Raw genomic sequence first — 26,914 nt, forward strand, 5'->3', positions numbered from 1 at the left:
CTTGACTTGCGAATCGCCGGGCAGGTAACAGCCGGTCTTTCCCGGATTTCATGAACTGGAGTGCCCCATGGCGCGCGTTACTGTTGAAGATTGCGTCGACAAGATCCCGAACCGTTTCGACCTGGTGCTGATGGCTGCCCAGCGCGCTCGTGAAATCTCGGGCGGCGCCGAACTGACCATCGCGCGTGACCGGGACAAGAACCCCGTCGTCGCCCTGCGTGAAATCGCGGAGCAGACTGTCCGTCCGGAACTGCTCAAGGAAACCGTGATCAATTCGCTGCAGCGGGTTCTGCCGGAAGACGATGACGAGGTTGATGAAATCGGCTCGCTCAGCCAGTCGGCCGAAGCGCTGCGGATCACTGCGGCCGCGCCGGTGCGCAACACCTCGATCGGTGGTGATTACGACGGCTGATTTTTGCGGCTCATGTCGCAATGCAAGCGGCCCGCCTCCCCATGGGAAGGCGGGCCGTTTGCTTTTGGGGGCTTAGCGGCAGGGATAATTCTTGATGAAGTAATCCGCCATGGCTGCCTTCATTGAGATGTTGGCGCGTTTGCCGGCCGGGTAGGTGCGCAGGTGTTCAAGCACCTGGCTGGATGACGGGCGCGCGCTCTTGGGCGGGCAGGAGCTGGGCTTTCCGGCAGCGCGTTCCTGTTGCAGTCGGGCGCTATAGGCCATCCCGGCCGCTTGCCCTTCGTCACGCAGCAGCTTCATGTCGGAAGAGCCGAGCGCCATGAACCCCTTGGCCTTCAGCGCATCGGCCTTTGACAGGAAGGTGGCAACCGACATCTCGCCCGAAGTTGCGGCGGCTGGAGTTGCGATTAACAGGATCGGCAGGATAAGGCGGCGCATCGAAGTCTCCCAAAAGGTTTTGCGCTGGATGACTTGGCCGTATCAATCTGACAAGATCATGAACGCACCTCGAGTGGGGAGAAACCGGTGAGCGGCACGGACTTTATCGGCGAGATTGCCCAAGGCGCAATGGCTGCGCGTGCGGCTGAGCCCAGCCATGGCGAAGGGCGCGATCCCGGCCACACCGATGAAAGTGCCTGCCTGAACTGCGGCACGGCGCTAGTTGGCCGTCACTGCCACCAGTGCGGGCAGGCGGCGCATGTCCACAAGACGCTGAGCGCCTTCTTCCATGACCTGCTGCACGGCGTGTTTCACTTTGAAGGAAAGGTCTGGCGGACGCTGCCGTTGCTGGCCTGGCGGCCGGGCCAGCTGACCCGCGAATATATCGATGGGCGGCGGGCCAGCTATGTCAGCCCGATCGCATTGTTCCTGTTCGTCGTCTTCCTGACCTTTGCCGTGTTCAACATGCTGGGTAGCCCGATTGCCTTCAATAACCAGGAGGACAGCAAGGGCTTCGCGCAGGGTATGAGCGAGGCCGAGAGCGAAGCCGTCAAAGGCCTACGCCTGGCCGAACAGCGGCTGGCCGATGCCCGGTCCGGCAAGGGCGGTGATGTGCCCCGCTTGGAAGGCGAGGTTGAAAATGCCCGCAACGCGGTGGCCATGATCCGCACGGCCAAGGGCGGCCAATTGCCTGAGCAGATCGCCTTGGCTGACTCGGGGGCCGAAAAGACGGCGGTCGCCGCGATCAACCGCGCCTGGCAGCACGCGCGCGCGAACCCGGAGCTGACGATCTACAAGCTCCAGAACAGCGCCTACAAGTATTCATGGCTGATGATCCCGCTCTCGGTGCCGTTCCTGTGGCTGTTGTTCCCGTTCAGCCGCCGCTTTCACCTTTATGATCACACCGTTTTTGTGACCTATTCGCTCAGCTTTATGCTGTTGTTGCTGGCGGCAATCAGCCTGCTGACGGTATGGGGTGGGGCTGGCCTGGTGGTTGGCGCGTTGTTTTTCTACGCGCCGCTCCACATGTACCGGCATGTGCGCGATGCCTATGCGCTGAGCCGCTTCGGCGCCTGGTGGCGCACCTGGTTTCTTGCGCTGTTTGCCCTGCTGGTGCTGGGACTGTTCGCCACGATCATGACGCTGCTGGTGGCGGTCTAGTCACCGCCACCAGCGCGCAATCGGTCAGGCGCCCTGGGCAGCCGTGTCGCCGCTTGAAAAGCGCTTGCCCGCCTTGGGAATGGCCGAACCCTTGATTGGCGCCGGAGCGGTTGGGCCGCTTGGGCGATCGGGCCGGTCCAGCTTGCCGGTGTCCATCAGCTGGTTGATCTCATCGCCGGTCAGCGTTTCGTATTCGAGCAGGGCATTCGCCAGCAGGTGCAGCTTGTCCTCATGGGTTTTGAGGATGTCGGTCGCGCGCTTGTGTGCGCCTTCGACGAGGCCCTTGATTTCGCTGTCGATCAGCTTGTTGGTTTCGTTCGAGGCAAAAGTGCGCTGTGCGCCACCCGCTCCGAGATAGCCTTCGTACTGCTCTTCATATTGCAGTGGCCCCAGCTTGTCTGACATGCCCCACTTGGTGACCATGCTGCGGGCCAACCCGGTAGCATATTGGATGTCGGAGCTTGCGCCTGAGCTCACCTTGTCGTGCCCGAAGATCAGCTCTTCAGCGACGCGACCACCCATTGCGACCGAAAGGTTCGCGTGCATCTTGTCGCGGTGATAGGAATAGCTGTCACGTTCTGGCAGGCGCATCACCATCCCAAGGGCCCGGCCGCGCGGAATGATCGTAGCTTTGTGGATCGGATCGCTGGCCGGTTCCTTGACCGAGACGATGGCATGGCCGGCCTCGTGATAGGCGGTCATCCGTTTTTCATCCTCGGTCATCACCATCGAGCGGCGTTCCGCGCCCATCATGACCTTGTCCTTGGCGTCTTCAAATTCCTGCATGGCCACCAGTCGCTTGTTGCGGCGTGCGGCCAGCAGAGCAGCCTCGTTAACCAGGTTGGCCAGATCGGCGCCGGAGAAACCGGGCGTTCCGCGCGCAATGGTGCGCGGGTTAACGTCGGGCGCCAGCGGCACCTTTTTCATGTGAACGGCCAGAATCTGCTCGCGACCATCAACATCGGGCACCGGCACCACAACCTGGCGGTCAAACCGTCCTGGCCGCAGCAGCGCGGGGTCAAGTACGTCCGGCCGGTTGGTTGCGGCGATGATGATGATGCCTTCGTTGGCCTCAAACCCGTCCATCTCGACGAGCAGTTGGTTCAGGGTCTGCTCGCGTTCGTCGTTGGAGTTGCCCATGCCATGGCCGCGGTGACGGCCAACCGCGTCAATTTCGTCAATAAAGACGATGCAGGGGGCATTTTTCTTGGCCTGCTCAAACATGTCGCGCACGCGGCTGGCGCCAACGCCGACGAACATTTCGACAAAGTCAGAACCCGAAATGGTGAAGAAGGGCACGCCCGCCTCGCCGGCGATTGCACGGGCCAGCAGGGTCTTGCCGGTACCGGGCGAACCGACCAGCAGCGCGCCTTTGGGAATCTGCCCGCCCAGCTTAGAGAAGCGTTGCGGATCGCGCAGAAATTCTACGATCTCCTCCAACTCTTCACGCGCCTCGTCGATCCCGGCCACGTCAGCAAATGTCACGCGGCCTTGGCGTTCGGTCAGCAGTTTGGCCTTGGACTTGCCAAAGCCCATCGCTCCGCCGCCACCGCCCTTCTGGACTTGGCGCAGCGCGAAAAAGGCAATGCCGAGGATCAGCAGGAAGGGCAGCGTTTGGACAAGAATGTAGACCAGCAGGTTGCCTTCTTCAGCTGCCTTGCCTTCGTACTTCACACCATTTTCCTGCAGCAGCGGCTGCAGTGTCGGGTCGTTGGGTACGGGGACGGTGGAGAAGGTGCCGCCGTTCTTAAACTTGCCAACAATCTTGGCTTCACTGATCTGGACGCTTTCGATCGAGCCTTCAGACACCCGCCCCCGAAAATCGGAATAACCGATGGCCGGCCCGGCGCTGTCTCCGCGCGAGCCGAGCATGGTGACCACCAGCAGCAGGGCAAGGAAAATTCCGCCCCACACCAGCATGGTCTTGATCCAGGGGTTACCGCTCGGCTGGTCGTCGTTCATGCGTATCGCATCCTTTCGTCCAACCTATGTAGGCGCGCGAAGCTTAAGCGCAAGTTTGCGGCGGCTTGCGGACGGCAGTTTGCGGCAGGTTGCCGATTTCTGAAATCTGCGCGGCCGGCCGGCCAGTCAGAAGTCGATCGCAATCCCGTTCCGCTCCCAATCGCCATAGCGCGTTGGAGAGAGGCCGGCCGGGTCTTCCTCTGGTTGGGCAGCCTGGGGCTTGGGCGCAGGCGCGTCGCTCCAGTGCGCGGGCTTGGCGAAGGGCTGAGGACGCTGGGTGGCTCGCTTGGTCATGTCCCCTATCTGGCTATTGCGGGCGGCTACGTCTAGGGGCTGCATCGATGGATATTCCCGGCCTCCCCGCGCGCAAGGCTGCGCTCAAGTTGCTCGATGCGGTGTTGCGCCGGGGCGAAACGCTGGATCAGGCGGCGCAACCCGCCCTTCAAGGCATCCGTGGCGATGCCGATCGGGCACTGGCCCGGGCCCTCGCCGGAGAGGCGCTGCGCTGGCTGGTCGATCTCGACGCGCTAATCGATAGCGCCACCCGACAGGTCCTGCCGGACGATGCCAAGCCGCGCATGGCGCTGCGCCTGATGCTGGCCGGCTGGTTGCGGCTGGAAACCCCGCCGCACGCGGTCATTGCCACCGGGCTGCCGTTGCTGGCGGGTGGCCCCCGGCGACTGGCCCACGGCGTGTTCTCAACGCTGGTCAAGCGCGAGGTACGCCTGCCGGCGGTGCCCACGCTGCCCGGGCCGGTGCAAGGTCGATGGGGCGAACGGGCACTGGCCGTTGCCAGCGGCCTGGCCGTGCCACCACCACTTGACCTTTCGCTGCGCGATCATGGAGCGACCGCTGAATGGGCCGAGCGGCTGGGCGGCTCCAGCCTGATGCCGGGCCATGTCCGGCTGGCACGCGGCACGGCGGTAGAACACCTTGCAGGATTCAAGGATGGGGCCTGGTGGGTGCAGGATCTCGCCGCCAGCCTGCCGGCGCGGCTGCTGGGCTCGGGCAATGGGCGCCAGGTGCTTGATCTCTGCGCTGCGCCCGGGGGCAAGACAATGCAGCTGGCGGCGGCGGGCTGGGCCGTGACCGCGCTTGATGCCGGTGCCAAGCGGTTGCAACGGATGCAGGAAAACCTGAACCGGACGGGGCTGGCCGCAACGCTGGTTCAGGCCGATGCCTTGCAATGGGAGCCAGAGGCGCAGTTCGATGCCGTGTTGCTGGATGCACCCTGCACGGCAACCGGCACCTGCCGCCGCCACCCGGACGTACTCCACCGCATCGGCCCGCGCCAGATTGCGGAGCTGGCTGAATTGCAGGCAGGCTTGCTGGAACGCGTGCAGCGCTGGATCAAGCCGGGCGGGCAACTGGTCTATGCCACCTGCTCGCTGGAGCGCGAAGAGGGAGAGGATCAGGCGGTCAGTGTTGCGCTGACACCCGATCCCATCCTCGCCAGCGAATTGCCCGGCGGCCTGATGCCGACCGGTGAAGGCTGGCTGCGCACCGATCCGGGCATGCTGGCCGAAGCGGGCGGGATCGACGGGTTCTTCATCGCCCGCTGGCGCGCTTAGCCTTTCAGCTTTTCGGCAAAGCCCTTTTGCAGCTTGGCCAGCTTGGGCGGGATTACGGCCAGGCAGTAGGGGTTCCGCTGGCCTTCGCCCTGCCAGTATTCCTGATGATAGTCCTCAGCCGGATACCATTCCGCCGGGCCTTCGATCGTGGTTACGGCCTTTTCCCCCGGATGACCGGCATTCCATCGCGCAATTCCGGCTTCGCATTCGGCGCGCTGTTCGTCGTCCAGCGGGAACAGCGCGGTGCGATACTGGGTGCCAATGTCATTGCCCTGACGATTGAGCTGCGTCGGATCGTGGGTGCCCATGTGGATGTCCAACAGGTCTGCAAAAGACACAACGGCGGGATCGAACGTCAGCTTGATTGCCTCGGCATGGCCGGTCTCGCCCGTGCAGACGTGCTTGTAGGTCGGATGGGGAACGGTCCCGCCAATATAGCCGCTTTCGACCGCCGAAACCCCCGCGATCGAGCGGAACACCGCTTCGGTGCACCAGAAACATCCGCCTGCGAAAATTGCCTCAGCCATGCCAGTCGTGCCTTTCTCTGTTGGCGTCGGAGATAGGGACGATGGTCCGCCTTGTCATCTGACCTTAGGCCCCTAACTTGATCGCACCATTCCCGAGGAGAGGAGTTCCCCCCATGCGCCGTGCTGCCTTGCTGCTTTCCGCCCTTACCCTTGCCCTCCCGGCTGCTGCTTCCGTGGCGCAATCGACCACGCCGCTGGCCAAGGCGGCCAAGGCCGATATCGCCGCTGCGGTTGCCAGCCCGCTGCGCGACAAGGACCGCGCCCGCGATAAGTATCGCCGTCCGGCCGAGACGCTCGAATTCTTCCAGGTCGCACCCGATATGAAGGTGGGCGAATATGCACCGGGCGGCGAATGGTATTCGCGCCTGCTCGGCCTTTACCTTGGCCCGAAGGGCAAACTGGTTGGGCTCTATTTCGATCCCACCTCTGGCGCGTTCAACGAAAAGAGCCAGCAAGGCATCCGCGATGGCGCGACCAAGTATCCGGCCGACGTAGCCGCCGCCTCGGGCCTGCCGGCTGACCGGTTCAGCGCCATGACGCTTGAAAAGATCCCGGATAGCGAAAAAGGCACCTTTGACCGGATCCTGGTGATGCGGATGATGCACAACCTGCTGCGCTGGAACATCGCCGACCGCGAGATCAAAGCGATGCGTGACCTGCTCAAGCCCGATGGCATGATCGGGATCGAACAGCACCGCGCCAAGCCCGATGCGCCGTTCAGCTATAGCGATGGCAGCAAGGGCTACCTGCGTGAGGCTGACGTGATCAAGTTCATGGAGGTCAATGGCTTCACCTTTGTCGGCAAGAGCGAGGCCAATGCCAACAAGCGGGACCCGGCGAACTGGGAGGGCGGGGTCTGGACCCTGCCGCCGGTGCTGCGCGGCGCCACGGAAGAGAGCAAGGCCCGGCTTCAAGCGATCGGGGAGAGTGACCGGATGACCCTGCTTTTCCGCAAGCGGGTGTAGTTATCGGCGCTGCTTTTCCGCAAGCGCGGGGGATGCTAGGGGCGGTGGCATGAGCATGCTTACTGTCGCCGCCCTGCAATTGCCGCTCGGTTCATCCGACGAGGCCGAAAACATCGCCGCGGTCGCTGCGCTGGTTGAGGCGGCGGCTGGGCAGGGGGCGCAGGTGATCCTCCCGCCCGAGCTCTTTTCCGGACCCTATTTCTGCAAGGTAGAAGATGAGGCGCTCTTTGCGCTTGCCCGCCCAACTGCGGAGCATCCCTCGGTCATCGCCATGCAGGCGCTGGCCGCGAAGCTGAAGGTGGCGATCCCGACCAGCTTCTTTGAACGCGATGGGCACCACTATTACAACACCATGGCCTGGATCGATCCCGATGGCGCAATCCAGGGCACTTACCGCAAGAGCCACATCCCCGACGGCCCGGGCTATGAAGAGAAGTACTACTTCCGCCCCGGCAATGACGGGTTCAAGGTCTGGAACGCCTTCGGGCACAAGCTTGGCCTCGGCATCTGCTGGGATCAGTGGTACCCGGAAACGGCCCGCGTGATGGCGCTGCTGGGTGCCGAAGTGCTGCTTTATCCCACCGCAATCGGCACTGAACCCTATGACGCCGATCTGGATACCAGCCGGATGTGGCGCCGCGCGATGCAGGGCCATGCCGTGTCGAACTGCATGCCGGTGGTCGCGGCCAACCGCATCGGGACCGAGGATGGCCAGCGGTTTTACGGCCATTCGTTCATCACGGACGAGTGGGGTGATCTGGTTCAGGAATTCGGCGCGGATGAGGCCGGCGTGCTGGTCCACCAGCTCCACCTGACGCGCGCTGCAAAGCACCGCGCCGGCATGGGCTTTTTCCGCGATCGCCGCCCGCAGCTTTACGGCCGGATTGCGCAGGATATCTGACCCTTGTGCCAGCGCTATCTGATCGCGTTGGGATCGAACAAGCGCCACCATCGCCATGGCCGGCCGCCGCAAGTGCTACGCGCCGCACTTCGGGCGATGTCCGATGCGGGCCTGACCGTTGAAGCGGTCGCACCAATTCTGGCCAGCGCGCCGCTCGGCCCATCGCTGCGCCGCTATGCAAACAGCGCAGCGCTGGTTGCCGCCGAACTCGATCCTAAAGAGCTGCTGGGCCTGCTAAAAGCCATCGAACAAGATTTTGGTCGCCGCAGCGGCGGTCAGCGCTGGTCATCGCGCGTGCTTGATCTCGATTTGGTGCTGTGGAGCGGCGGGCCCTGGTCTTCGCCGGGCTTGACCATACCACATGCCGCATTCCGCGAGCGCGACTTTGTGCTGATCCCGGCACTGGGCGTGGCGGCACGCTGGCGCGATCCGGTTACCAATCTTTCGCTGCGCCACCTTACGGCCCGCTTGACCCGCCGCCGCCCGATGCCTAGGTGAGCGCCTCCCGTCCGCAAGCACGGCAGGGGCCCTTAGCTCAGTCGGTAGAGCAACTGACTTTTAATCAGTAGGTCGCTGGTTCGAACCCAGCAGGGCTCACCATTTTTTCACATAAAAACAAAGATCTGAGAGTGCGCCACCGCTCTCACTTTACCTGTGAAAAAAGTAATACACAGTAATACACAACTCTATAAGCGTTTGAAATGATGGAGAATCATCGATGATCACTGCTGGTTGGCTAACTTAAAACTTTTAAGTTAGCATCGGTTCGATGCTGCGAAAGTGCCTTGAACTAGACACTTTTCTGCGAACCAGCGCCAAAGTGTGTCTCGCTCACACGAGATAAATACACTCGAAGGAGCGAGTGTATGGAGGCACGAAAAGAGTTCACACGATTGATGATATGGCTGGCTCAGCAGGTCGATGAGATCGATAGCGAACAGCTAAAGGCTGACATTGCGTTGTTGCTGGGTGCAGCTGGTCAGTTGACGACGGTTCTGGCTGATAGAAACACGGCACTGGCAAAGCAGCATCGTTCACGCAAAGCGAAACCGCCGAAATCGAGTCCAGCGAAAGCTCCTAAGCAGCAAAGCGACAAGCAGAACAGTGCTGATAGCTCTGGTTATGGGAAAGACGCTGAGGGACGCTCACAGGGGCTGTCACGGATACAGCAAGGGATTAATCAAGCTGACGCATCGATGGCTGATCAGCGTCGAGCATTGTTGGGGAAGGTCTATGGGGCGCAGAACGATGATGTTGCGTTTCGCAAGACGGCGAAGGCAATCGCATCGTGAATCGTGAGCTACACGACAGTCTGTTCGAGCTCTATATCGAGGGCGGCTTGGAACTGATGACGCTTGGCACTCTTGGACTGAAGCGTGAACTGGTCATCGATCTTGAAACGAGCGCACTCACTCCAGAGAAGGGTGAGATCATACGCTATCGTGCGGTTAATCGTTGGGACGAGGACGACGAGTTTGACGAGTGGGCAAAACCTTCGAGACCGTTGTCAGCAGAAGCAGAGCGCATTTTGGGAATAACGAATGAGCAGCTTGATCGCTGTAGGTCGAGTGCTATCGTGTTTGATGAGTTTATGGGGTTCGTGGCAGGATTGGTGGAAAAGTTTTGAAACATATTTTTCTGGTATCGACGCATTCAGATTCATTCGAAGAGCCAAGTTGGTCTATGTATGCTGTCTCTGCAGTAAGCGCAGAGATGGCTGAGAGCCAGTTGCTAGAAAATTTGCCAAAAGGCAAAAGTCATAGATTGATATATGGGTCTGAGTTTTCAGAAAGTGGAATAAACTTCGATTTTATGGGGGAAGAATTTTGCAAGATGTGGGGTCAATAATGAAGAAATTCCGTAGAGTTTGCGGACTTGCCGTAGTGACTTTGTCGTGCTTGCGAATTTTTCCTGATGCAGCTATTGCGCAAGAGCAGGTTGTTGAGACCCCAACTTCTGAAAAGTTTGGAGAATACGATCCAGACACATCGATTTTGGGCACAAAACTCGCAAAAAGAGATTTCACTGTTAAAAGCGACCCCATTGGTGCTGATGTTGTTTTAGAATATAGTGTTAAGTTCAAGCCTAATAGTTTTAGAAGACTGCGATGTAAGACACCGTGCCTGGTAAGTGTCCCGATTGATAGCGCATATAGGCTCTCGGTATCGAAGCAGGGATGTTCTGTGCGCACAAGAACAGAAACGCCCATCCTTAAGGATCGGTTTTTTACAAGAAAATTTGAGCCTGACTTTGTAAACTTCACGCTGTTCTGTCCGTAGGTGTTTACATATTGGACATATTCACAGCATTTAACATCTGCTCATCGCTAACATCGCAGTAGAGTGCCGTTGTTGCGATGTTAGCGTGACCGAGCAGATGCTGAATTGTCCGCATTCCGATCCCTAGCGCATTCTTCTGCGTTGCGAATGTGCGTCGACCGCTGTGACTGCTCGTAGATATGCCAGCAGCGAGATAAATCGCTTTCAGTCGCAAGCTCAGCGACACATTGCTGAAGTGTACTCCAGTACGAGTGCTGCGAATGAGAGCCTTGCTCCCGTCGAGACCGCTGATCGTCGCAAGATAACTGGTCAGCAGCTTTCGAAGCTCGTCACTGACGAACACTCGTCGTGATCGATTGCCTTTGGTTTGATGCTTGGCGAGATGAATGACGCTGACTGCGTTGCCATCAATGCCGCGCACATCATCGATCTTTAGTGCTGCGATCTCACCGATACGCATTCCAGCGAGTATGCTGAGTGACAGTGCGACACGATCCCGCAGACCGTTTCTGCCTGTGTCAGCGATACGCATCACACGCTTGATCTCTTCCTTGCTGAGAACCTTTGCCTTAGCCATTTTACCTGTGTCCGATTAATATTTACTATTACAGAAATATAAATTAATCAGTCGCTTGGTCCTACCAGAAAACTCCTTAAGTCACTTTCTTTGTTTCCAATGACCTATGTCGCTTTGAGAAACTTTCGACTCTTTCTTAATGTGTCTGTCTTTTGGGTATTATGAAGACTTGCGCTCAGATCACTCAGCACATTGTCTTGTCCATAGGACGCACCATTTCACCGCAGCACTGCTGTCTGGTTAGTTTGCTTTGCGTCTGATGTATCGCTGCTCAGCCCGTGCGACTTGCTGGTCATAAGCAGTCGCCGCATCTGAGATGTGCTGGAAGCGATCTGCTGCTGATCGCAAATCAATCAGCGCAGTCTTTCGCGCCTTAGGTTCTTGCTCATTCAGATGCGTAAGCTTCGCATTGAAGCCATTCATCCCACCATCTTGATCCTCGTGAAGCAGATACCAGGAAGCTCTTTGCTTACTGAAGATCGGCAGCACCTCGTTCTGCTCAGCAACTGCTGCTCCCGCGCCGTCTAAGCCAACCCAAAGTGCGTTTAGCAGTATACAGAACTCTCTGGTGTCGCCGTCAGTTCGAGTAAGAAAGTGCGAGTGAACATTGTCGCCGTTGCTGCCTGTGTGCGTGTATACGAACCGCGAGATCCTCTGCTGATGATTGCGTGACTGCCCATAGCAGATACGATCTAACTTACCCCAGAACCGAGACCAGCGTCTTTCAGCTTCTTCAAGTCCGACCTTGCGTCCAACTGCGAAGTTCAGTGTCCCGCAAACATTCCAGTCGTAAGACGAAGCCCACTTCGCCCAGTTTAGTCTTACCAACGATTTTTCGACCATTCTCTTTTCCCAGATAAATAGAGTGAGCAAGTCACTTGCTCCTGATCTGTATTTATCAATGTGAGAGAGTAACGATGAAAAAAGATGTTTTGTTTGAGATCTTTAGCTTTCTAAAGAGCAAAGGTATCACTGCTACAGAAAGCGAGTTTAGTGAGCACTGGCTTGGTGCTTCGGAGAGCTATGTTCGAAAGCTGCGCTCAGCACGAACTGAACCCAGTCTTGGCGCCGTCGCAATATGTGCGAGTAGATTGATGTGCGCTGCTGAGCAGTTGCGACAAAGCCCTCGCTATCGTCAGTTAGCAGAGCAGATGGCAGCGATGAGCAGCAAGTGCCGCGCTTTGGTCGATGCTGAGAGTGTCGAGTTCGATCTAGCTGCGTAAGCTTCAACTCAAGAGCCAGCTTCATCTACCTGGACTGCATCCTTCTTAAGCTCCCTCGTCAACTCACGCTCAAAGTGATGAAGGTTGCGGGCAAGCTCTGCGCTGATGGGCAGATGCTTGGCGTAGAAGCGTTCTATCTGCTCGACACTTGTGCCAGCGTTCTTTGCCAGCGTGTAGATATCGACCTTACCGCCGCCAAGAATGATCCGCATACAGATCGCTGTATGCCGCAGCGAGTAAACTGAATATTTGAGTCCTGCGACTGGATCGTTTTGAATACCAGCTCTCTGCAGAACGAGCCCAAACTGTCGCTGGACGATATCTCGAACTGTGTTTCGGTTCGTGTAGGATGGGAAGAAGAGATAATCGCTGGGTTTAGCATCGGGATTGCGCTGACGAATGCGTTCGTAAACATCGACAGCGTTCTCCATTGAACTTGCAATGCGAAAGCCAGTCTTTCCCTTCTTCACCGTCACAAGCAAACGACGGGGATTGTCTGCTATGGTGATGTTCTCGTGCTTGAGTGCATAAAGTTCGGTGGTGGTTGGGCGCACAAATGTGTTCACAGCGAACACGATCAAATCACCAAGCTCACTCGTGATGGGCACGATGCGTAGCTTTTTCGCGTCATAGATCGTCTTGGGTTTGTTCAGCTTTTCAGCGTTCTTGATGAACTCACGATGCTCTTTGACTAGAGTGCGAACAGTGTTGCGAACCTTTGTGTAAGCGCACTGTTTACGGTCAACGAGCGGATAGAAGGGTAGGTAGGCTCGAGGATTGTCTCGTTGACGATCACGCGGTGTCGCTGGGACAGAATCTATTGTTCCGTCTCGCACCGCAACCTTCAGCACATTGCGAAAGGTCGCGGTCAGCATATTGCGAGTGGACTCTGAAAGATCGGGTCGATCTTTGGCGAGCTTGTCGAGAAAGTCAGCGAAGTCCTTTGTGCGTAGCTCACGCACATCCCTGTGCTGAAACTGCTTTTGAAGACCCCATTCCTTGTTCTCCAGGAATGTGATGATCGTGTTCACATAGTTCGCATTACGCTGTCCCAGCTCGACCATCGTTCTGCTGATAGCGATCAACCGCTGAGCGTAGTGCTTGAATGTGTATTGCTTCGGCGGCTGAGATTTTCCGCCCAGAATCTCAATAGCCAGATCTTCAGCAAACTGCCTTGCTGCGATCTTGCCTGTCTCTTTGGTTGAGCGAACCACATTTCGCTTGTTCCGAGCATCCCAAACTCTCGCATACCAGTATGAGCTTGAGAGCTTTTTGTAGATCGCAACACCGCGTCTTATTGTGACAACTGGACCATCAAGTGAGTGTCGAGATTTCTGCGTCACCATCAGTCCAACTCACTGAAATCGCTAGAAGTTATTAATACACATCTGTATTACACACCTATGTATCACATTGTAAATGAAATAGGAAAGCCTAGCTTTTAATCAGTAGGTCGCTGGTTCGAACCCAGCAGGGCTCACCATATTTTTCAGATACTTGAATGTCGGTGTGGTGTAGCGCTGCTGACCATTCTTCTTTTCTGGGCATCAGATAGGCATCACATCCCTGATATGGCCCTGCGCCTTTGGGCGGTTTGCAGTTTCTCTGTCAGGCGACTGTAGATTTAGCATCAAGTTAATACCATCGGCGTGTAATACTCTCCGCCTAATCCGCCCCCGAACAAACCTAGATGGGGGTATCATGCGTAATCTGATTTCTGTTCTCCTAGCTTCAACTGCTTTGCTCTCGCACGCTGCCTGGGCCGAGGAGGTTGAGGTGGATGCGAACACTGCTACTATGGCTGACGCAGCAGGCGAGACTGAAATCGTCGTCTTCGGGCAGGGTGAAACCAAGCAGGTCCAGGAAGTTGGCGCTCGCGATATTGCAGTGCTACTTCCCGGCACCAGTCCGATCCGTGCGATCGAAAAGCTGCCTAGTGTAAACGTTCAATCGGCTGACGCTTTTGGCAACTACGAGTGGTCGACACGCGTCACGATCCGCAGCTTCAACCAGAACCAGCTGGGCTTCAACTTCGACGGCATTCCGCTTGGTGACATGAGCTACGGCAACCACAACGGACTGCACATCAGCCGCGTGGTCAGCCCGGAGAACATTGGCACCGTCCGGGTGACGCAGGGTTCCGGATCGCTCGGCACGCAATCGACCAACAACCTTGGCGGGACGGTCGAAACCTTCTCGATGGATCCACTCGATCGCCTCGCGGTTCAGGCAAACGCTACCTATGGCAGCGATAGCACGATCCGCGGCTTTGTGCGCCTGAATGCTGGCAGCGCAAACGGCCTGCGCGGCTTTGTCTCGTACGGTTACGGCTCAACCGACAAGTACAAGGGTAATGGCCAGCAGGACCAGCATATGGTCAATGCGAAGGTAGTGTTGCCGCTGGGTGAAGCGGCGCTCGATGGCTGGTTCAGCTTCTCCGACCGGCGTGAGCAGGACTATCAGGACATGTCGCTCGGGATGCTGGCGCGGCTGGGCTATGGGTCCGACAACACCTATCCCGACTATGCGTTGGCGATCCGCTTGGCGGACGTCGGCAATAACCGTGGCGATACCGGGGCGCCAATTTCGAATGCCGCTGCAGGCACGGTCTATCCGGGTAACTACACCTCGGTTGACGATGCATATTATGATGCCTCTGGCCTGCGACGGGACACCGTCGCGGCGCTGGGCTTCAAGAGCCGGGTCGGCGAAGATGTAAAGGTCGCGCTGCGCGCCTACTATCACCATAACAAGGGCATGGGACTTTGGGCGACACCCTATGTGCCAAGCCCCAATGGCACGCCGATCTCTATCCGTACGACCGAGTACAAGATCGATCGCGGCGGCCTGTTTGGCCGGGTCGACTGGGACGCCGGAATGAATAAGCTGTCGGTTGGCGGTTGGTATGAGACCAACAGCTTCAACCAGGCACGCCGCTTCTATGGTCTTGAAAGCCGGACCAATCCGGGTCGGTCGTTCCGCCAGTATCCGAAGAACCCGTTCTTTACGCAGTGGGAGTTCGATTTCGACACCGAGACACTGCAGTATTTCGTCGAAGACCGGGTCGATTTGGGCCAGTTGAAGATCAACCTCGGCTGGAAGGGCTTCAAGGTCAGCAACCAGGCCACTGCGGTGGTGGCGGCGAGCTTCCCGCAGGGCAAGATCGACGTTACCGACTGGTTCCAGCCGCATGTCGGTGCGAACCTGTCGCTCGGCGGCAACACCGAACTCTTCGCGGGCTTCACGCAGGCCACCCGCTCGTTCGCCTCTGCCACGACCACTGGTCCGTTCTCGACCAACCAGACCGGCTTCAATGCGATCGTTGGCACTCTGAAGCCGGAAACCTCGGACACTTATGAACTGGGCGCACGTTACAACAGCCCGATGTTCAACGGGGTGGTCGGCGTCTACCTGGTGAACTTCAAGAACCGTCTGCTTTCTGCGGCTAGCGGTCCGAGCATCGTCGGCAGCCCCTCGGTGCTGCAAAACGTTGGTGCAGTCCGGTCAGTTGGCTTCGAGGCGGTCGGCGACCTGAAGCTGGGCAGCGGGTTCGGCCTTTTCGCTTCATACAGCTACACTGATGCGACTTACCGCAACGATGTCCTCAACCTTTCTGGTACGTTGCTGGCAGCGATCAAGGACAAGACTGTCGTGGATGCGCCCAAGCATTTGCTGCGCGGCGAACTGACCTATGACCAGGGACCAGTCTTTGGCCGCATTGGCGTGAACTACATGTCGAAGCGTTACTTCACTTACACAAATGACCAGTCGGTGCCGGGCAGGGCTATCGTCGATGCGTCGATCGGCTACCGCGTGACCGACGGGATCGAAGTCCAGCTCAATGCCACCAACCTGTTCGACAAGCAGTACCTTGGCACCATCAATTCTGGCGGCACCGGCAACAGCGGCGATCGCCAGACCTTGTTGGTGGGCGCGCCCCAGCAATTTTTCGTCACGCTGAAAGCCGGGTTCTGATCCGGACTGGGTTCCCTGACCTAGGGCGGGACAAACCTTGTCCCGCCCCTCTTTTGAACTTTGCGACTGGCAGCAAGTGCGGCAAGCCAGCAGCCAGGTTGTCCGCAGGAGCATTCAATGCCCAAGCCCGTGACTGTTACCCGCCGTACGACCTTGGCTGCGATCTCAGCCACCGCAGCTGTCGCGGCGTTTCCCGGACTGGCCGAAGGCAAAACCGAAGTGTTCCGCCACGGTGTTGCCAGCGGCGATCCCGATGCGACTAGTGTGGTCTTGTGGACGCGGGTAACCGTACCCGCGCCGCTGGAAGTCGATTGGGAATTGGCGAGCGATCCAAGCTTTGCGCGTGTCCTGCGCCAAGGCCGGGTTACTGCTGGGCCGGAACGAGACTTCACGATCAAGGTGCTGGCGGAAGGGCTTGAGCCCGGTGGGCGCTATTTCTACAGGTTCCGTGCCGCTGGCGCGATGTCGCCAATTGGGCAGACCCGCACTTTGCCGGTGGGCCGTGTGGAGCGCTTGGGCATCGCCTTGGCTTCCTGCTCCAATTTCGCCTTCGGATATTTCAACGCCTATGACGCAATTGCGCGTGATGCCGACGTTGATTTTGTCCTGCACACCGGCGACTACATATACGAATACGGCCCGGACGGTTGGGGCGGGGATATCTCGCGACGGATCGGACGTGTCCATGAGCCAGCGAACGAGATTGTAACACTGTTCGATTACCGGACCAGGCACGCGCAGTATAAGACCGACGCCGGATCGCAGGCTATGCACGCAGCGAAGCCGTTGCTGGCCTGTTGGGATGATCACGAAAGTGCCAACAACCCTTGGACGGGCGGGGCGCAAAACCACCAGCCGGACAAGGAAGGTAACTGGGTCGATCGGCGCGCCGCCTCGATCCAGGCCTATTTCGAATGGATGCCGGTGCGCGAACCCGGCCCGGGACGCACCCGTATGCAGTTCTGGCGAACATGGGTGTTCGGCGATCTTGTAACACTCTCGACCTTGGAGACCCGCCATACGGCACGTGCGCGTCAGATCGACTACGATCCATACTGCAAGACCATCAACAGCCATGCTGCCGCGCGCGAGATGGAGCGCGACACCTTCGGGGCGGTAGGCAGGACCATGCTCGCACGTGAACTGGAAGCGGACTTGACCGCCGCCTGGACCCAGTCGAAGTTGGCCAACCAGCCTTGGCGCCTGATCGGCAATCCCATGCCGATCGCCCGCACTCGGGTTCCCGATGTGGTCGGCCTTGGGCTGATCCCTGATCCTGCCAGCCAGACCAAGCCGCTGTCGGCAGCGGTCGACATGGCCTGGAAGGGCAAGTGGAACCTGCCGTTCTATCCTGACACCTGGGATGGCTATGAATGGGCGCGCCAGCGGCTCTACAGCCAGGCGCGCGACGCGGGTGTAGGTGACCTAGTATTCCTGACCGGCGACAGCCATAGCTTCTGGGCCAACCGCCTTGCTGACGCCGAAGGCAGGCCGATGGGCCTCGAATTGGGGACCTCTGGCATTACGTCTCCTGGAGATTTCATCGAAAGCGGATTCGATCCGGTGACTGCCGCAAAGCTGGATGCCGCTTTTGCCGACCACAATCCGGAAGTCGTTTGGACCGACAACCTGCACCAGGGCTATGTCCGCGTCATACTGACCCGGGACGAAGGCCGCGCAAGCTTTATCGCGATTAGCAACATCCTTAGCCAGCGGTACACTGCGCACAACATCAGCGACTGGCGGCTTGTGCGCAATGATGGAGTGCTCGACCTAATTCGAACCTGACACCGCGACCGTAACCAAGCCGTAACATCACCTCGTCAACACGCTTCACAAGCGTTTGCGGGATTAGGTCATTTAAATGACGGGGGCGTCAGGTTCGTTGGTTGAAATCGCGGCGCTTGCTGCGTCCGAACGCTATTTCAACCGCGAACTGAGCTGGTTGTCATTCAACCTACGCGTGCTCGCTGAGGCCTGTAATCCCGACTACCCGCTGCTTGAGCGGCTACGCTTTCTCTCGATTTCAGGTAGCAACCTGGACGAATTCATGATGGTCCGCGTCGCGGGTCTTGCCGGGCAGGTACGACGTCAGATCGACGAGGTTTCGATCGATGGCATGACGCCGGCGCAGCAGTTGTCCGCGGTGCGCGATGCGGCATCCCAACTGGAAATCGCGCAGCAGGACGTCTGGCGCGAATTGCGCGGCCTGCTCGCCGATGAGGGGATTGTGCTGGCCGATGGCAAGCGCCTTGAACCTGCCCAGGCGCGTTGGCTGCGTGATTACTTCATGGAACATGTCGTGCCGGTGATCACGCCGCAGGCGATCGACCCGGCACATCCGTTCCCCTTCATCGCGAACCAGGGAATGGGTATTCTTTTCCCGCTGGTCCGGTCGAGCGACGGCTCACCCGTCATGGAAATGGTGCTGATCCCCCAGGCCTTGCCCCGCTTCATCCGTTTGCCCGGCCCGCAAGCGACATATATCAGCATCGAGGACCTACTCTGCCGGAATGCCCCACTATTGTTCCCGGGGTTCCGTCTACTGGGCCATGGCGTGTTCCGGATCCTGCGTGACAGCGATCTGGAAGTCGAAGACGATGCCGAGGATCTGGTCCGCTATTTCCGGACTGCGATCCAGCGGAGGCGCCGTGGACGGGTTATTCTGCTGCAATTGCAGGACGATATCGACCCTGCGGTGGAACAGCTGCTGCGCGAGCAGCTTCGGCTTGACCATGCAATGGTGCAAAAGACCGGCGGGCTGGTTGGCATCGGCGGCCTGTCGGCCCTGGTTGACGAGGACCGCCCCGACCTGAAGTTCGCACCCTATAGCCCTCGCTACCCTGAACGGATCCGCGAACACGACGGCGATTGTTTCGCTGCGATCCGTGAGAAGGATATCATTATCCATCACCCCTATGAAAGCTTTGAGGTGGTGGTGGATTTCCTGCGTCAGGCTGCTTCTGATCCCGACGTCGTGGCGATCAAGCAGACGCTCTACAGGGCTGGTAAGCAATCTGCCGTCATCGCAGCGCTGATCGCAGCTGCCGAAGCTGGCAAGGCCGTCACTGCCGTGGTCGAATTGAAAGCCCGGTTTGACGAAGAGCAAAACCTGCACTGGGCCAGCCAGCTTGAGCGGGCCGGGATCCAGGTGATCTATGGCTTCGTCGATTGGAAGACCCACGCGAAGGTTTCCATGGTCGTCCGCCGCGAGGGAAAGGTGCATCGCACCTACTGTCATTTCGGCACTGGCAATTATCACCCTGTCACGGCCCGGACCTATACTGACCTAAGCTTCTTCACCGCCGACCCGCGAGCCGGGCGCGACGCGGGTAAGCTGTTCAATTTCGTTACAGGCTACGTCGAGCCGCAGCGTACCGAGCTGCTAACTCTGTCCCCGATCGGTATGCGCGAGATGCTTTATGACTGCATTGACGCCGAGGCTGAAAATGCCCGGCGCGGCAAGCCGGCTGCAATCTGGGCCAAGCTTAACTCGCTCACCGATCCGCGCCTTATCGACCGCCTTTACGCCGCCAGCGAAGCGGGTGTGCATATCAGCCTTGTGGTGCGCGGGATCTGCTGTCTGCGACCGGGCGTGCCGGGTCTTTCGGAGCATATTACAGTCAAGTCGATCATCGGCCGTTTCTTGGAGCATAGCCGGATCTGGGCATTCGCTTGCGGCAAGCCGCTCCCCAGCGCCAAGGCGAAAGTCTTCATCTCCTCGGCCGATGGAATGACCCGCAATCTTGATCGCCGGGTCGAACTGCTAGTGCCGATCCGTAACCGCACGGTCCATCGGCAGGTATTGGACCAGGTGATGGTCGCTAACTTGATCGATACCGAGCAAAGCTGGATCCTAGATCAGACTGGCAGCTACCGGCGCGTCGGCAAGGTGGACGAGCCGTTCAACCTTCATAACTACTTTATGACCAACCCCTCGCTCTCAGGGCGTGGGGCTGCATTGACCAATGGGCACAAGGTGCCGAAGCTGGCGCTGCGGCGCGGCGCTGCCTGAGGGGGCATCGATGAAATTGCGGGACAGGAATTCAAACGGCGCCCCTGCCGACCAGCAGGCCGTTATCGACATCGGCTCTAACACAGTGCGCCTGGTCATTTATGGCGGGCCGCCAAGAGCGCCGGTTGAGCTGCTTAATGAAAAGGTCGCCGCCAAGCTTGGCAAGGGCGTGGCGGAAAATGGAAAGCTTTCTGACAAGGCCATGAATTCGGCTTTGGCTGCCCTCGGACGATACGCAGCCTTGCTTCGGGCGCGCGGCATCACTCGGGTCCATACCGTTGCGACAGCAGCCACCCGTGATGCTTCGAACGGCCAAGCCTTTCTCGAACGCGTGGCCGCACTCGGTCTCGCGCCCAAGCTGATCACTGGTGAGGAAGAGGCGCTTACCAGCGCTGCGGGGGTTGCCGGAGCCTTCCCCGCAGCGAGCGGCGTAGTCGCCGACTTAGGCGGAGGCAGCCTTGAACTCGTTCACATTGCCGGTACCCGATACGAGCATGGCAGCAGCTTGCCGCTTGGCACATTGCGCCTGCCGGCGATGCGCAGCGATGGGCCGGCCAAGTTCAAGCGCAAGGTCGAAAAGCTGATCGAGGGAACTGAAAGCCGCTGCGGGCCCGGGGAGACGCTTTACCTCGTTGGCGGCTCGTTGCGCGCTTTGGCACGCTATCATCAGCACATGATCGGATCGCCGATTGACGACCCGCACGGCTTGGCAATGGAACCCCAAGCGCTGCTGACATTGTGCCGGAAGTTGCAACGCAATACTGTCATGCCGGGTGTGCCGGGTGTTTCACCTAGCCGTTTGGCCGCGCTACCCGATACTGCGGCTCTGCTCGCGGCGCTGATTGCCACGACCAAGCCTGAGCATGTGGTGTTTTCTGGCTGGGGCTTGCGCGAAGGGCTGATTTTCAATGACCTCCCGTCTGCTCAGCGCCGGGCCGACCCTTTTGCTGCGGGTGTCCGCACCTTTGCCGAGCCGATGGGAGCCTCTCCGGCTGTCGCCGCGATGATTGCCGGTTGGACGGCGGGTGTCGTTGGATCGTCGGACTACGATCAGGAGAACCTGCGTCTTTCGGCAACGATCTTGGCGATTGCCAGCCAGCAGATCGAACCCAATCTCCGTAGCGTGACAGTGGTCGATTGGGCGCTCCATAAGCGCTGGATCGGCATCTGCGGTGCGGGGCGTGCCATGTTGGCAGCTTGCCTGCTGGCCAATGTGAACCGCGAAATTCCGGTCGACATCGAGCTTCTGGCCAAGCCGGAAGAGATACATCAGGCGGTTGCCTGGGGCCTGAGCATCCGCTTGTGCCGCAGGTTGACGGGGCTGGCCCCACAGCTGTTTTCGAGCGCCGAACTGTTGGCAACAAAGGGCCAACTGGTTCTCTCGCTGGCACCCGCTATTACCCCGCTGGCAACCGAGGTTGTCGAAAAAGACCTCAAACTGCTCGCCGATCACCTCTCGTTGAAGCCGGTGATCAAGCGGCAGTCGCTGTAATCAAACTGACTCCGTCCCGTCATGTCGGCGCAACTTGCGCATGGCATTTGCGCGTCAGGAAAGGGATGGAGATGGGCCATGCTTGTACGCGACCGACTGCAAGATCAGTGTGAACTAGGGCTTGATGGCAGCCAGGACGGGGGTGGCAACCGCCCGGTGCCGGCATGGCTGCTTGGACCCGATCCCAAGGGTTTCCGCCCCAAACGCAAGTATCGCACTGTTTGGGTATCGGATGTCCACCTAGGCACCCGCGGCTGCAACGCGACTATGCTGGTCGACTTCCTGCGTTCGATTGACTGCGAGACGCTCTATCTGGTTGGCGATATCGTCGACGGCTGGCGGCTGCGGAGCGGCTGGTATTGGCCTGACGCGCATAACGAAGTCGTCCGCCGCGTTCTGAAAATGGCGCACCGGGGAACCCGCGTTGTATTGGTCGCCGGCAATCATGACGAGATGTTCCGGGATTACGCCGGGATGAGCCTGGGCGGGATCGAGATTGCACTTGAGGCGGTCCACCGCACTGCCGATGGCCGCCGACTGCTGGTGACCCATGGGGACAGCTTTGACACCGTCGTTCTTTACGCCCGCTGGCTCGCCTTTCTTGGTGACCTTGCTTACCGCATCCTGCTGCGTGCCAATGTCGTGATCAACGCCGTGCGCAAACGGCTGCATTTGCCTTATTGGTCGCTTGCTGCCCATCTAAAGCGTAAGGTCAAAAATGCAGTGGCCTATGTCAGCAGCTTTGAAGAAGCGCTGGCCCACGAGGCGGCCGAACGGAACATGGACGGGATCGTCTGCGGACACATCCATTGTGCCGAGATCCGGCAGATTGGCAACATAACCTATTATAATGATGGCGATTGGGTCGAGAGTTGCACTGCGCTGGTCGAAGAGGCCGATGGTGCCATGCGGATTATCCATTGGGGTGCCGAAGGAGCAGCACCGGCTGACGCAAATGCACTGTCAGCCGAGGGGGTAACCGCGTGAGGATCGCCATTGCAACCGATGCCTGGTTTCCGCAGGTCAACGGCGTAGTTCGAACCTTGGCCGCGACGGTAGCCGAGTTGGACAGGCGGGGCTACGAAGTGGAACTGATCACGCCCCAAAACTTCGCAACCATGCCGATGCCGGGGTATGCATCCATCCGCCTCGCGATGGCTCCGCGTTTCACAACCCGCCGGATGCTGAAGAAATTCAAGCCGGACATCGTGCACATTGCGACCGAGGGCCCGATTGGGTGGAGTGCGCGCGGGTGGTGCAGGTCGCACAAAATCCCGTTCACTTCGGCCTTCCACACCCAGTTTCCCAAATATGCTGCCGTGCGGACGGGTCTGAGTGAGGATGTGTTCTGGCCGGTGATGCGCCGCTTCCATAAATCCAGCCGCGCGGTTCTTGCTGCCACGCAGAGCCTTGAGCAAGAGTTGCGCCAGCGCGGTATCGCCCAGGTCCGTCCATGGGGGCGCGGGGTGGATCACTGGCTGTTCAGCCCGATCGGCGAACTTCATCCGCGAATAGCGAACCTGCCCAGACCAATCCTGCTCAATGTTGGCCGTGTTGCCCCAGAGAAGAACCTGGAGGCCTTTCTTGACGCAAACCTGCCGGGATCGAAGGTAATCGTTGGCGATGGCCCTGATATTGATCGACTGAGAGCACTATATCCGGAGACATATTTCATGGGAGCGATGGCTGGCGAAGAGCTTGCCGCAGCCTATCGAACCGCTGACTGCTTCGTGTTTCCCAGCCTGACCGACACATTTGGGTTGGTCGTGATCGAGGCGCTTTCGTCTGGCGTGCCGGTCGCAGCTTATCCGGTTCAGGGTCCGATTGATATCCTTGGTCCGAATGGTCGCGGAGCAAGCGATGAAATGCCCGCGACGGTCGGGGTGTGCGACGTAGATCTCGGACAGGCAGTACTCAAGGCTTTGACGCTTGATCGCAGTGCCGCTGCGGTATTTGGCCAGCAGTTCAGCTGGGAGCGGGCAACTGATCAGTTCATCACGGCGATCCAGGATGCCCTCGCTGAGGCCGCGCTGATGTCAACTTACGAGCTGGCACCGGTCTGATCCTGCGTCGGTTGCACCAGCAGCCTGCGCAACCCGCGGAGACTATCGTAACCTTTTCCGAGAACTACGCGCACGCGCGCGAGACACAACCCTTCATGATAGCAATAATGGGATGACCTCGCCCTCTGGCGGCGCCCAAGGAGCGCGCAGAACGCACGCCTCGCGCACGCGCGCGATGGCGAGTGCTTCAGCAGGCACTTGATCGAGCACCAACGTGCAACAAACTGCAACTTGAACATGTAACCGTCAGATTTCTTCGTCTTCGCTCAACAGCGGCGGCGGCACTCTCCCATTTAGGTCCTTTGGGTCCTTTGGCCCCTAATCCCTACTCTGCAGTAAGTTCAAATCGGAGATTTGATCTATATATGGGGTAACGGAGGGGGCCCAAATGGCCCAGAGGGCCCGGCGCTTAATCGCCGACCGTAAACGGCGCGCCCACCTTGGGCGATCAAGCCTGATGGGCGCCACCGTAGAGTGCGGCATCCTTCTCCTCCCTCGTCGCCCGATCGATCTCATTGCGCAGAAGCGCTGTGCCAGCTGTTTTCCACTCAGCCTGATTGCGAACGGAATACGCAGTCACCTTTTGGCGCCCCCAGCCATCATTGATGGTCTCCTTCCACTGACCCACACGGACGATGCCGGCGCGGTCGAGGGCGTAGCGCAACGCGGGTCCTGTCATCCTGTCACCCCCCAACTGAGCGCGCAGCTCAGTGCTCGTGATGACGGACAGGTCGCTGGTTCGAACCCAGCAGGGCTCACCATCCAGTCCCATCGCATCAGGTCGATTGGGCCCGATCGTGCAGATCCACCCGCGTGAGCGCCAGCATACCCAGCGCGATGAGCAGGTGATAGGCGTGCCAAGCGCTCGCCTCCGCAAGCCAGGGGGCTCGCCGGATCAGGAGGGTGTCAAGCAGCAGGATTGTAAGACCGGCCGGGCCGAACCAGGACGAACCGGACCGAAAAACCTGTACAATGCGGACCAGCAGCGCCCCGGTCAGTGCCAGCACGAACAATGGACCGATGAACGTTGGGGCCACAAAGTATGTCCCGGCGGCGGCGGCCAGGGCCGCAAACGCAAGATACCCTTGGCGGCGCTGGCTGTGGTGCCAAAAGCAGGCCGCTGCCAGCATTAGAGCCGCGGCCAGACCCAGCACCAGAGAGCCGGCTGCGTGGACTGCCGCTAGCTCGGCTTGCAAATCCGCGCCAAACCGTACCACGCCAATACTAGCTGCAAGACCGAAACAGGCCATCGCAACGGCTGGCAGTATTTTCCGGTTTAGCCAAAGGGCTGGTGCGGCCCAGGCGGCGACCAGCACGATTGCTGCATCCGACAGGGCATAGTGTGCCGGCATCATCGCTCTGCAAGCTTTGGCAAGGGGGACTCTGGCGGCAAAACCCCGGCGATGCGCTTGATGTCTTCAGAGGTATGGCGCGACCCATCATGGCTCCATCCCGGCGGAGCAAAGACGTAGCAAAACCGCTGCCGCAGGCTTAGCCCCGGTTTGAGCGCATCCTGGGCAATCCCGACATATTCATGCGTCAGGATCGTCACGGGATTGTAGGTGTCGAGATTCTTGACCAGCCCGAAATCAACCGGTTCTGCGCGATCTTCCTCCACAAAGGTCCCAAACATCCGATCCCAAATGATGAGTGTTCCGGCATAATTGGCATCGAGATATTTCGCGTTCCGCCCATGGTGCACGCGGTGGTGGCTGGGCGTGTTGAAGATGTATTCAAACCAGCGCGGCAACCGATCGATTGCCTGCGTGTGCAGGAAGAACTGATAGGTCGCATTCAGGACGCCGCAAAAGATCACCAGCACCGGATCAAAGCCAATGAGGATCAGCGGAATCTTGAGCATCATTGTGCCGGTGAAATGCTTCATCCAGCTTTGCCGCAGCGCGATCGGCATATTATAATTCGTGGAGCTGTGATGAACAACATGCATCGCCCAGCCCCAACGGACGCGGTGGCAAATGCGGTGGTGCACATAGAAGCGCAAGTCATCCAGGACGAAGCACAGGGCGAATGTCCACCAGGTGTTGGGAATGTCTGCGATGGCAAAGGGCGCAACACCAAACAATGCCGCGTTGGTGATGAAGGCAAAGATGGCATTCACTGGATCGCTGGCCAGGCCCAGGAAGATGGAAAGTCCCGAATCCTTCAGCGGAACGGCCCCCTTGCGGCGCAGCAGGCCGATGGCAACAAGTTCAAGGACCATGCCCGCACCAAATGCAGCAAGCGTGATTACCACCCAGTTCTGGTCCATGAATTGATCAATGGTCATCTGCGCCCCCGCTATCTTTGCCAGAGCCTAGGTCGCACCGTCCTGTAACTTAATTGAATAATGGTGCGCCATTATGTATCTTTAGGAACATGGACCTCAATCTGACGCGACTGCGCCGCTTCCTGTCGGTTTACCGCAATGAGAGTTTCTCGCGCGCGGCAGAGGAACTGGGCGTAACGAATTCGGCATTGACCAAGTCACTGCAACAGCTTGAGCAGGAGTTGGGCAGCCCGTTGTTCGACCGCACGACCCGTGTGGTCAGCCCGACCGAAGCGGGGCATCGACTGGCCTTGCGCGCTGAGGAATTGCTGGCTTTCGCTGGCCAGGTCCGTGACGATGTCTCATCAGGTGCGCAGCATATCCGGCTCATTGCCGGGCCGGCCGTGATAGAGGCCTCGCTGGCGGCGGCGCTGGCAGCGTTTTACAAAATTCATCCCGATGTTCGCATAACCGCCGAAACCATGCCGCCTGATCTGGCCTTTGCGCGGCTGCGACGGCGCGAAGTGGAATTGCTGCTTTACCATTCCAACCTGATCGGCACTCTGCCTGATCGGCAATCGTTCCGGATTACGCAGATCATCGACGAACCGTATGTCGCGGTTCTGCGTGCAGACCATCCCGTGCTGCGAACGGATTGTTCGCCGGACGAATTGCTTGCCCAGCAATGGGCGATACCTGGCTATGACCCACTCTATCGCGCGGCCATTCCCGCCGCGATCGAGGGGCGATACCGCCGCGCGGGCTTTCCGCACTATCGGATCCTGAGCCTCAGCGCCTGCCTGTCACTCGCTGCCGAGGGTGGCCTGATAACCCTTTTGCCCGAACCCTTCGTTCGCGCGCAGCCCATTGCCCGGGATCTTGCTGTCCTGCCCATACCATTGGCAGATGGCGCGCGTTATTCGGTTAGCGCAATCACCCTTGCCCAAGCACCGCATGATCCCATCCTTGATTCCCTGATTGGCTTGATCAGCAAGCAAGGCCAAGCGCGCTAACCGGGTCCTGCATGGCGCTCCGAACATCCGGAGCCGCGGCAAAGCGCTCGGGGACGGTGCGTCTTAATCCAGCG

27 protein-coding genes and 1 tRNA gene are annotated in these 26,914 nt (G+C 59.0%); 18 read left to right on the forward strand and 10 right to left on the reverse strand.

The genetic code is table 11. The features are described from left to right. Positions 1-67 precede the first annotated feature (67 nt). Positions 68-412, forward strand: a complete 345-nt coding sequence (gene rpoZ, locus RQP55_RS03970) for a DNA-directed RNA polymerase subunit omega (protein WP_315608886.1) — start codon at positions 68-70, stop codon at positions 410-412. A 72-nt stretch (positions 413-484) separates the two neighbouring features. Here the strand turns inward: rpoZ and RQP55_RS03975 are convergent, their stop codons facing one another. After that, on the reverse strand, positions 485-850 hold the full coding sequence (locus RQP55_RS03975) for a hypothetical protein (protein WP_315608887.1): 366 nt from the start codon (positions 848-850) through the stop codon (positions 485-487). An 87-nt stretch (positions 851-937) separates the two neighbouring features. Here RQP55_RS03975 and RQP55_RS03980 point away from each other — a divergent pair, with 87 nt between their 5' ends. Continuing rightward, positions 938-2,011 carry a DUF3667 domain-containing protein gene (locus tag RQP55_RS03980; protein WP_315608888.1) on the forward strand — a complete coding sequence of 358 codons (1,074 nt, stop codon included), beginning with the start codon at positions 938-940 and terminating at the stop codon, positions 2,009-2,011. Between the two features lie 24 nt (positions 2,012-2,035). Here RQP55_RS03980 and ftsH read toward each other — a convergent pair whose 3' ends face one another. Next, positions 2,036-3,973, reverse strand: coding sequence for an ATP-dependent zinc metalloprotease FtsH (gene ftsH / locus RQP55_RS03985; protein ID WP_315608889.1), 1,938 nt, complete (start codon positions 3,971-3,973; stop codon positions 2,036-2,038). Between the two features lie 126 nt (positions 3,974-4,099). Continuing rightward, positions 4,100-4,267, reverse strand: coding sequence for a DUF1674 domain-containing protein (locus tag RQP55_RS03990; protein ID WP_315608890.1), 168 nt, complete (start codon positions 4,265-4,267; stop codon positions 4,100-4,102). A 47-nt stretch (positions 4,268-4,314) separates the two neighbouring features. On the opposite strand from RQP55_RS03990, the gene RQP55_RS03995 reads away from it, so the two are divergent. After that, positions 4,315-5,544, forward strand: coding sequence for an RsmB/NOP family class I SAM-dependent RNA methyltransferase (locus RQP55_RS03995; protein WP_315608891.1), 1,230 nt, complete (start codon positions 4,315-4,317; stop codon positions 5,542-5,544). Here RQP55_RS03995 and msrA read toward each other — a convergent pair. After that, positions 5,541-6,071, reverse strand: coding sequence for a peptide-methionine (S)-S-oxide reductase MsrA (msrA, locus tag RQP55_RS04000; RefSeq protein WP_315608892.1), 531 nt, complete (start codon positions 6,069-6,071; stop codon positions 5,541-5,543). The genes RQP55_RS03995 and msrA overlap by 4 nt on opposite strands. A 113-nt stretch (positions 6,072-6,184) precedes the next feature. On the opposite strand from msrA, the gene RQP55_RS04005 reads away from it, so the two are divergent. The 7 genes from RQP55_RS04005 (at position 6,185) to RQP55_RS04035 (ending at position 10,216) form a co-directional block, all read left to right on the forward strand. Continuing rightward, complete coding sequence (locus tag RQP55_RS04005) at positions 6,185-7,036, forward strand: methyltransferase (protein ID WP_315608893.1); 852 nt, start codon at positions 6,185-6,187, stop codon at positions 7,034-7,036. A gap of 49 nt (positions 7,037-7,085) precedes the next feature. Continuing rightward, positions 7,086-7,937, forward strand: a complete 852-nt coding sequence (gene aguB, locus RQP55_RS04010) for an N-carbamoylputrescine amidase (RefSeq protein WP_315608894.1) — start codon at positions 7,086-7,088, stop codon at positions 7,935-7,937. Between the two features lie 3 nt (positions 7,938-7,940). Further along, a complete protein-coding gene (folK, locus tag RQP55_RS04015) occupies positions 7,941-8,435 on the forward strand; it encodes a 2-amino-4-hydroxy-6-hydroxymethyldihydropteridine diphosphokinase (RefSeq protein ID WP_315608895.1) in 495 nt (164 codons plus the stop codon). A gap of 26 nt (positions 8,436-8,461) precedes the next feature. Further along, positions 8,462-8,537: transfer RNA gene (locus tag RQP55_RS04020), tRNA-Lys, on the forward strand. A gap of 266 nt (positions 8,538-8,803) precedes the next feature. Continuing rightward, complete coding sequence (locus RQP55_RS04025; protein ID WP_315608896.1) at positions 8,804-9,229, forward strand: hypothetical protein; 426 nt, start codon at positions 8,804-8,806, stop codon at positions 9,227-9,229. After that, a complete protein-coding gene (locus RQP55_RS04030) occupies positions 9,226-9,564 on the forward strand; it encodes an exonuclease domain-containing protein (protein ID WP_315608897.1) in 339 nt (112 codons plus the stop codon). The genes RQP55_RS04025 and RQP55_RS04030 overlap by 4 nt, the downstream gene beginning before the upstream one ends. Before the next feature lie 220 nt (positions 9,565-9,784). Then, positions 9,785-10,216, forward strand: a complete 432-nt coding sequence (locus RQP55_RS04035; protein ID WP_315608898.1) for a hypothetical protein — start codon at positions 9,785-9,787, stop codon at positions 10,214-10,216. Positions 10,217-10,220: 4 nt separating this feature from the next. Here RQP55_RS04035 and RQP55_RS04040 read toward each other — a convergent pair whose 3' ends face one another. Then, a complete protein-coding gene (locus RQP55_RS04040; RefSeq protein WP_315608899.1) occupies positions 10,221-10,793 on the reverse strand; it encodes a tyrosine-type recombinase/integrase in 573 nt (190 codons plus the stop codon). A gap of 240 nt (positions 10,794-11,033) precedes the next feature. Continuing rightward, positions 11,034-11,636: a hypothetical protein gene (locus tag RQP55_RS04045; protein ID WP_315608900.1), complete on the reverse strand. Its 603-nt coding sequence runs from the start codon at positions 11,634-11,636 to the stop codon at positions 11,034-11,036. Between the two features lie 74 nt (positions 11,637-11,710). On the opposite strand from RQP55_RS04045, the gene RQP55_RS04050 reads away from it, so the two are divergent. Then, complete coding sequence (locus tag RQP55_RS04050; RefSeq protein WP_315608901.1) at positions 11,711-12,016, forward strand: DUF6626 family protein; 306 nt, start codon at positions 11,711-11,713, stop codon at positions 12,014-12,016. A gap of 8 nt (positions 12,017-12,024) precedes the next feature. Here RQP55_RS04050 and RQP55_RS04055 read toward each other — a convergent pair whose 3' ends face one another. Next, positions 12,025-13,362 carry a hypothetical protein gene (locus RQP55_RS04055; RefSeq protein ID WP_315608902.1) on the reverse strand — a complete coding sequence of 446 codons (1,338 nt, stop codon included), beginning with the start codon at positions 13,360-13,362 and terminating at the stop codon, positions 12,025-12,027. A 355-nt stretch (positions 13,363-13,717) separates the two neighbouring features. Between RQP55_RS04055 and RQP55_RS04060 the strand changes: the two genes are divergently transcribed. The 6 genes from RQP55_RS04060 (at position 13,718) to RQP55_RS04085 (ending at position 23,561) form a co-directional block, all read left to right on the forward strand. Further along, positions 13,718-15,991, forward strand: coding sequence for a TonB-dependent receptor (locus RQP55_RS04060; RefSeq protein WP_315608903.1), 2,274 nt, complete (start codon positions 13,718-13,720; stop codon positions 15,989-15,991). Positions 15,992-16,108: 117 nt separating this feature from the next. Next, complete coding sequence (locus RQP55_RS04065; RefSeq protein WP_315608904.1) at positions 16,109-17,779, forward strand: alkaline phosphatase D family protein; 1,671 nt, start codon at positions 16,109-16,111, stop codon at positions 17,777-17,779. Positions 17,780-17,855: 76 nt separating this feature from the next. Beyond that, positions 17,856-20,006, forward strand: a complete 2,151-nt coding sequence (locus tag RQP55_RS04070) for an RNA degradosome polyphosphate kinase (protein WP_315608905.1) — start codon at positions 17,856-17,858, stop codon at positions 20,004-20,006. Positions 20,007-20,016: 10 nt separating this feature from the next. Beyond that, positions 20,017-21,498 (forward strand): exopolyphosphatase, encoded by a 1,482-nt coding sequence (locus tag RQP55_RS04075; protein ID WP_315608906.1) that lies wholly within the window; start codon positions 20,017-20,019, stop codon positions 21,496-21,498. A gap of 78 nt (positions 21,499-21,576) precedes the next feature. After that, on the forward strand, positions 21,577-22,485 hold the full coding sequence (locus tag RQP55_RS04080; protein WP_315608907.1) for a UDP-2,3-diacylglucosamine diphosphatase: 909 nt from the start codon (positions 21,577-21,579) through the stop codon (positions 22,483-22,485). Then, positions 22,482-23,561 carry a glycosyltransferase family 1 protein gene (locus RQP55_RS04085; protein WP_315608908.1) on the forward strand — a complete coding sequence of 360 codons (1,080 nt, stop codon included), beginning with the start codon at positions 22,482-22,484 and terminating at the stop codon, positions 23,559-23,561. Before RQP55_RS04080 ends, RQP55_RS04085 begins: the two co-directional genes overlap by 4 nt. Before the next feature lie 448 nt (positions 23,562-24,009). Here the strand turns inward: RQP55_RS04085 and RQP55_RS04090 are convergent, their stop codons facing one another. From RQP55_RS04090 to RQP55_RS04100, 3 genes are all read right to left on the reverse strand, one after another. Beyond that, complete coding sequence (locus RQP55_RS04090; RefSeq protein ID WP_315608909.1) at positions 24,010-24,225, reverse strand: hypothetical protein; 216 nt, start codon at positions 24,223-24,225, stop codon at positions 24,010-24,012. Positions 24,226-24,337: 112 nt separating this feature from the next. Further along, complete coding sequence (locus tag RQP55_RS04095; RefSeq protein ID WP_315608910.1) at positions 24,338-24,916, reverse strand: hypothetical protein; 579 nt, start codon at positions 24,914-24,916, stop codon at positions 24,338-24,340. Beyond that, positions 24,913-25,848 (reverse strand): sterol desaturase family protein, encoded by a 936-nt coding sequence (locus RQP55_RS04100; RefSeq protein WP_315608911.1) that lies wholly within the window; start codon positions 25,846-25,848, stop codon positions 24,913-24,915. Before RQP55_RS04100 ends, RQP55_RS04095 begins: the two co-directional genes overlap by 4 nt. A gap of 89 nt (positions 25,849-25,937) precedes the next feature. On the opposite strand from RQP55_RS04100, the gene RQP55_RS04105 reads away from it, so the two are divergent. Next, the gene (locus RQP55_RS04105; RefSeq protein WP_315608912.1) at positions 25,938-26,840 is read left to right on the forward strand and encodes a LysR family transcriptional regulator; all 903 of its coding nucleotides are present in this window, start codon (positions 25,938-25,940) and stop codon (positions 26,838-26,840) included. Positions 26,841-26,914 lie beyond the last annotated feature (74 nt).

This window comes from Novosphingobium sp. APW14 (assembly GCF_032337075.1).
GTDB lineage: Bacteria > Pseudomonadota > Alphaproteobacteria > Sphingomonadales > Sphingomonadaceae > Novosphingobium.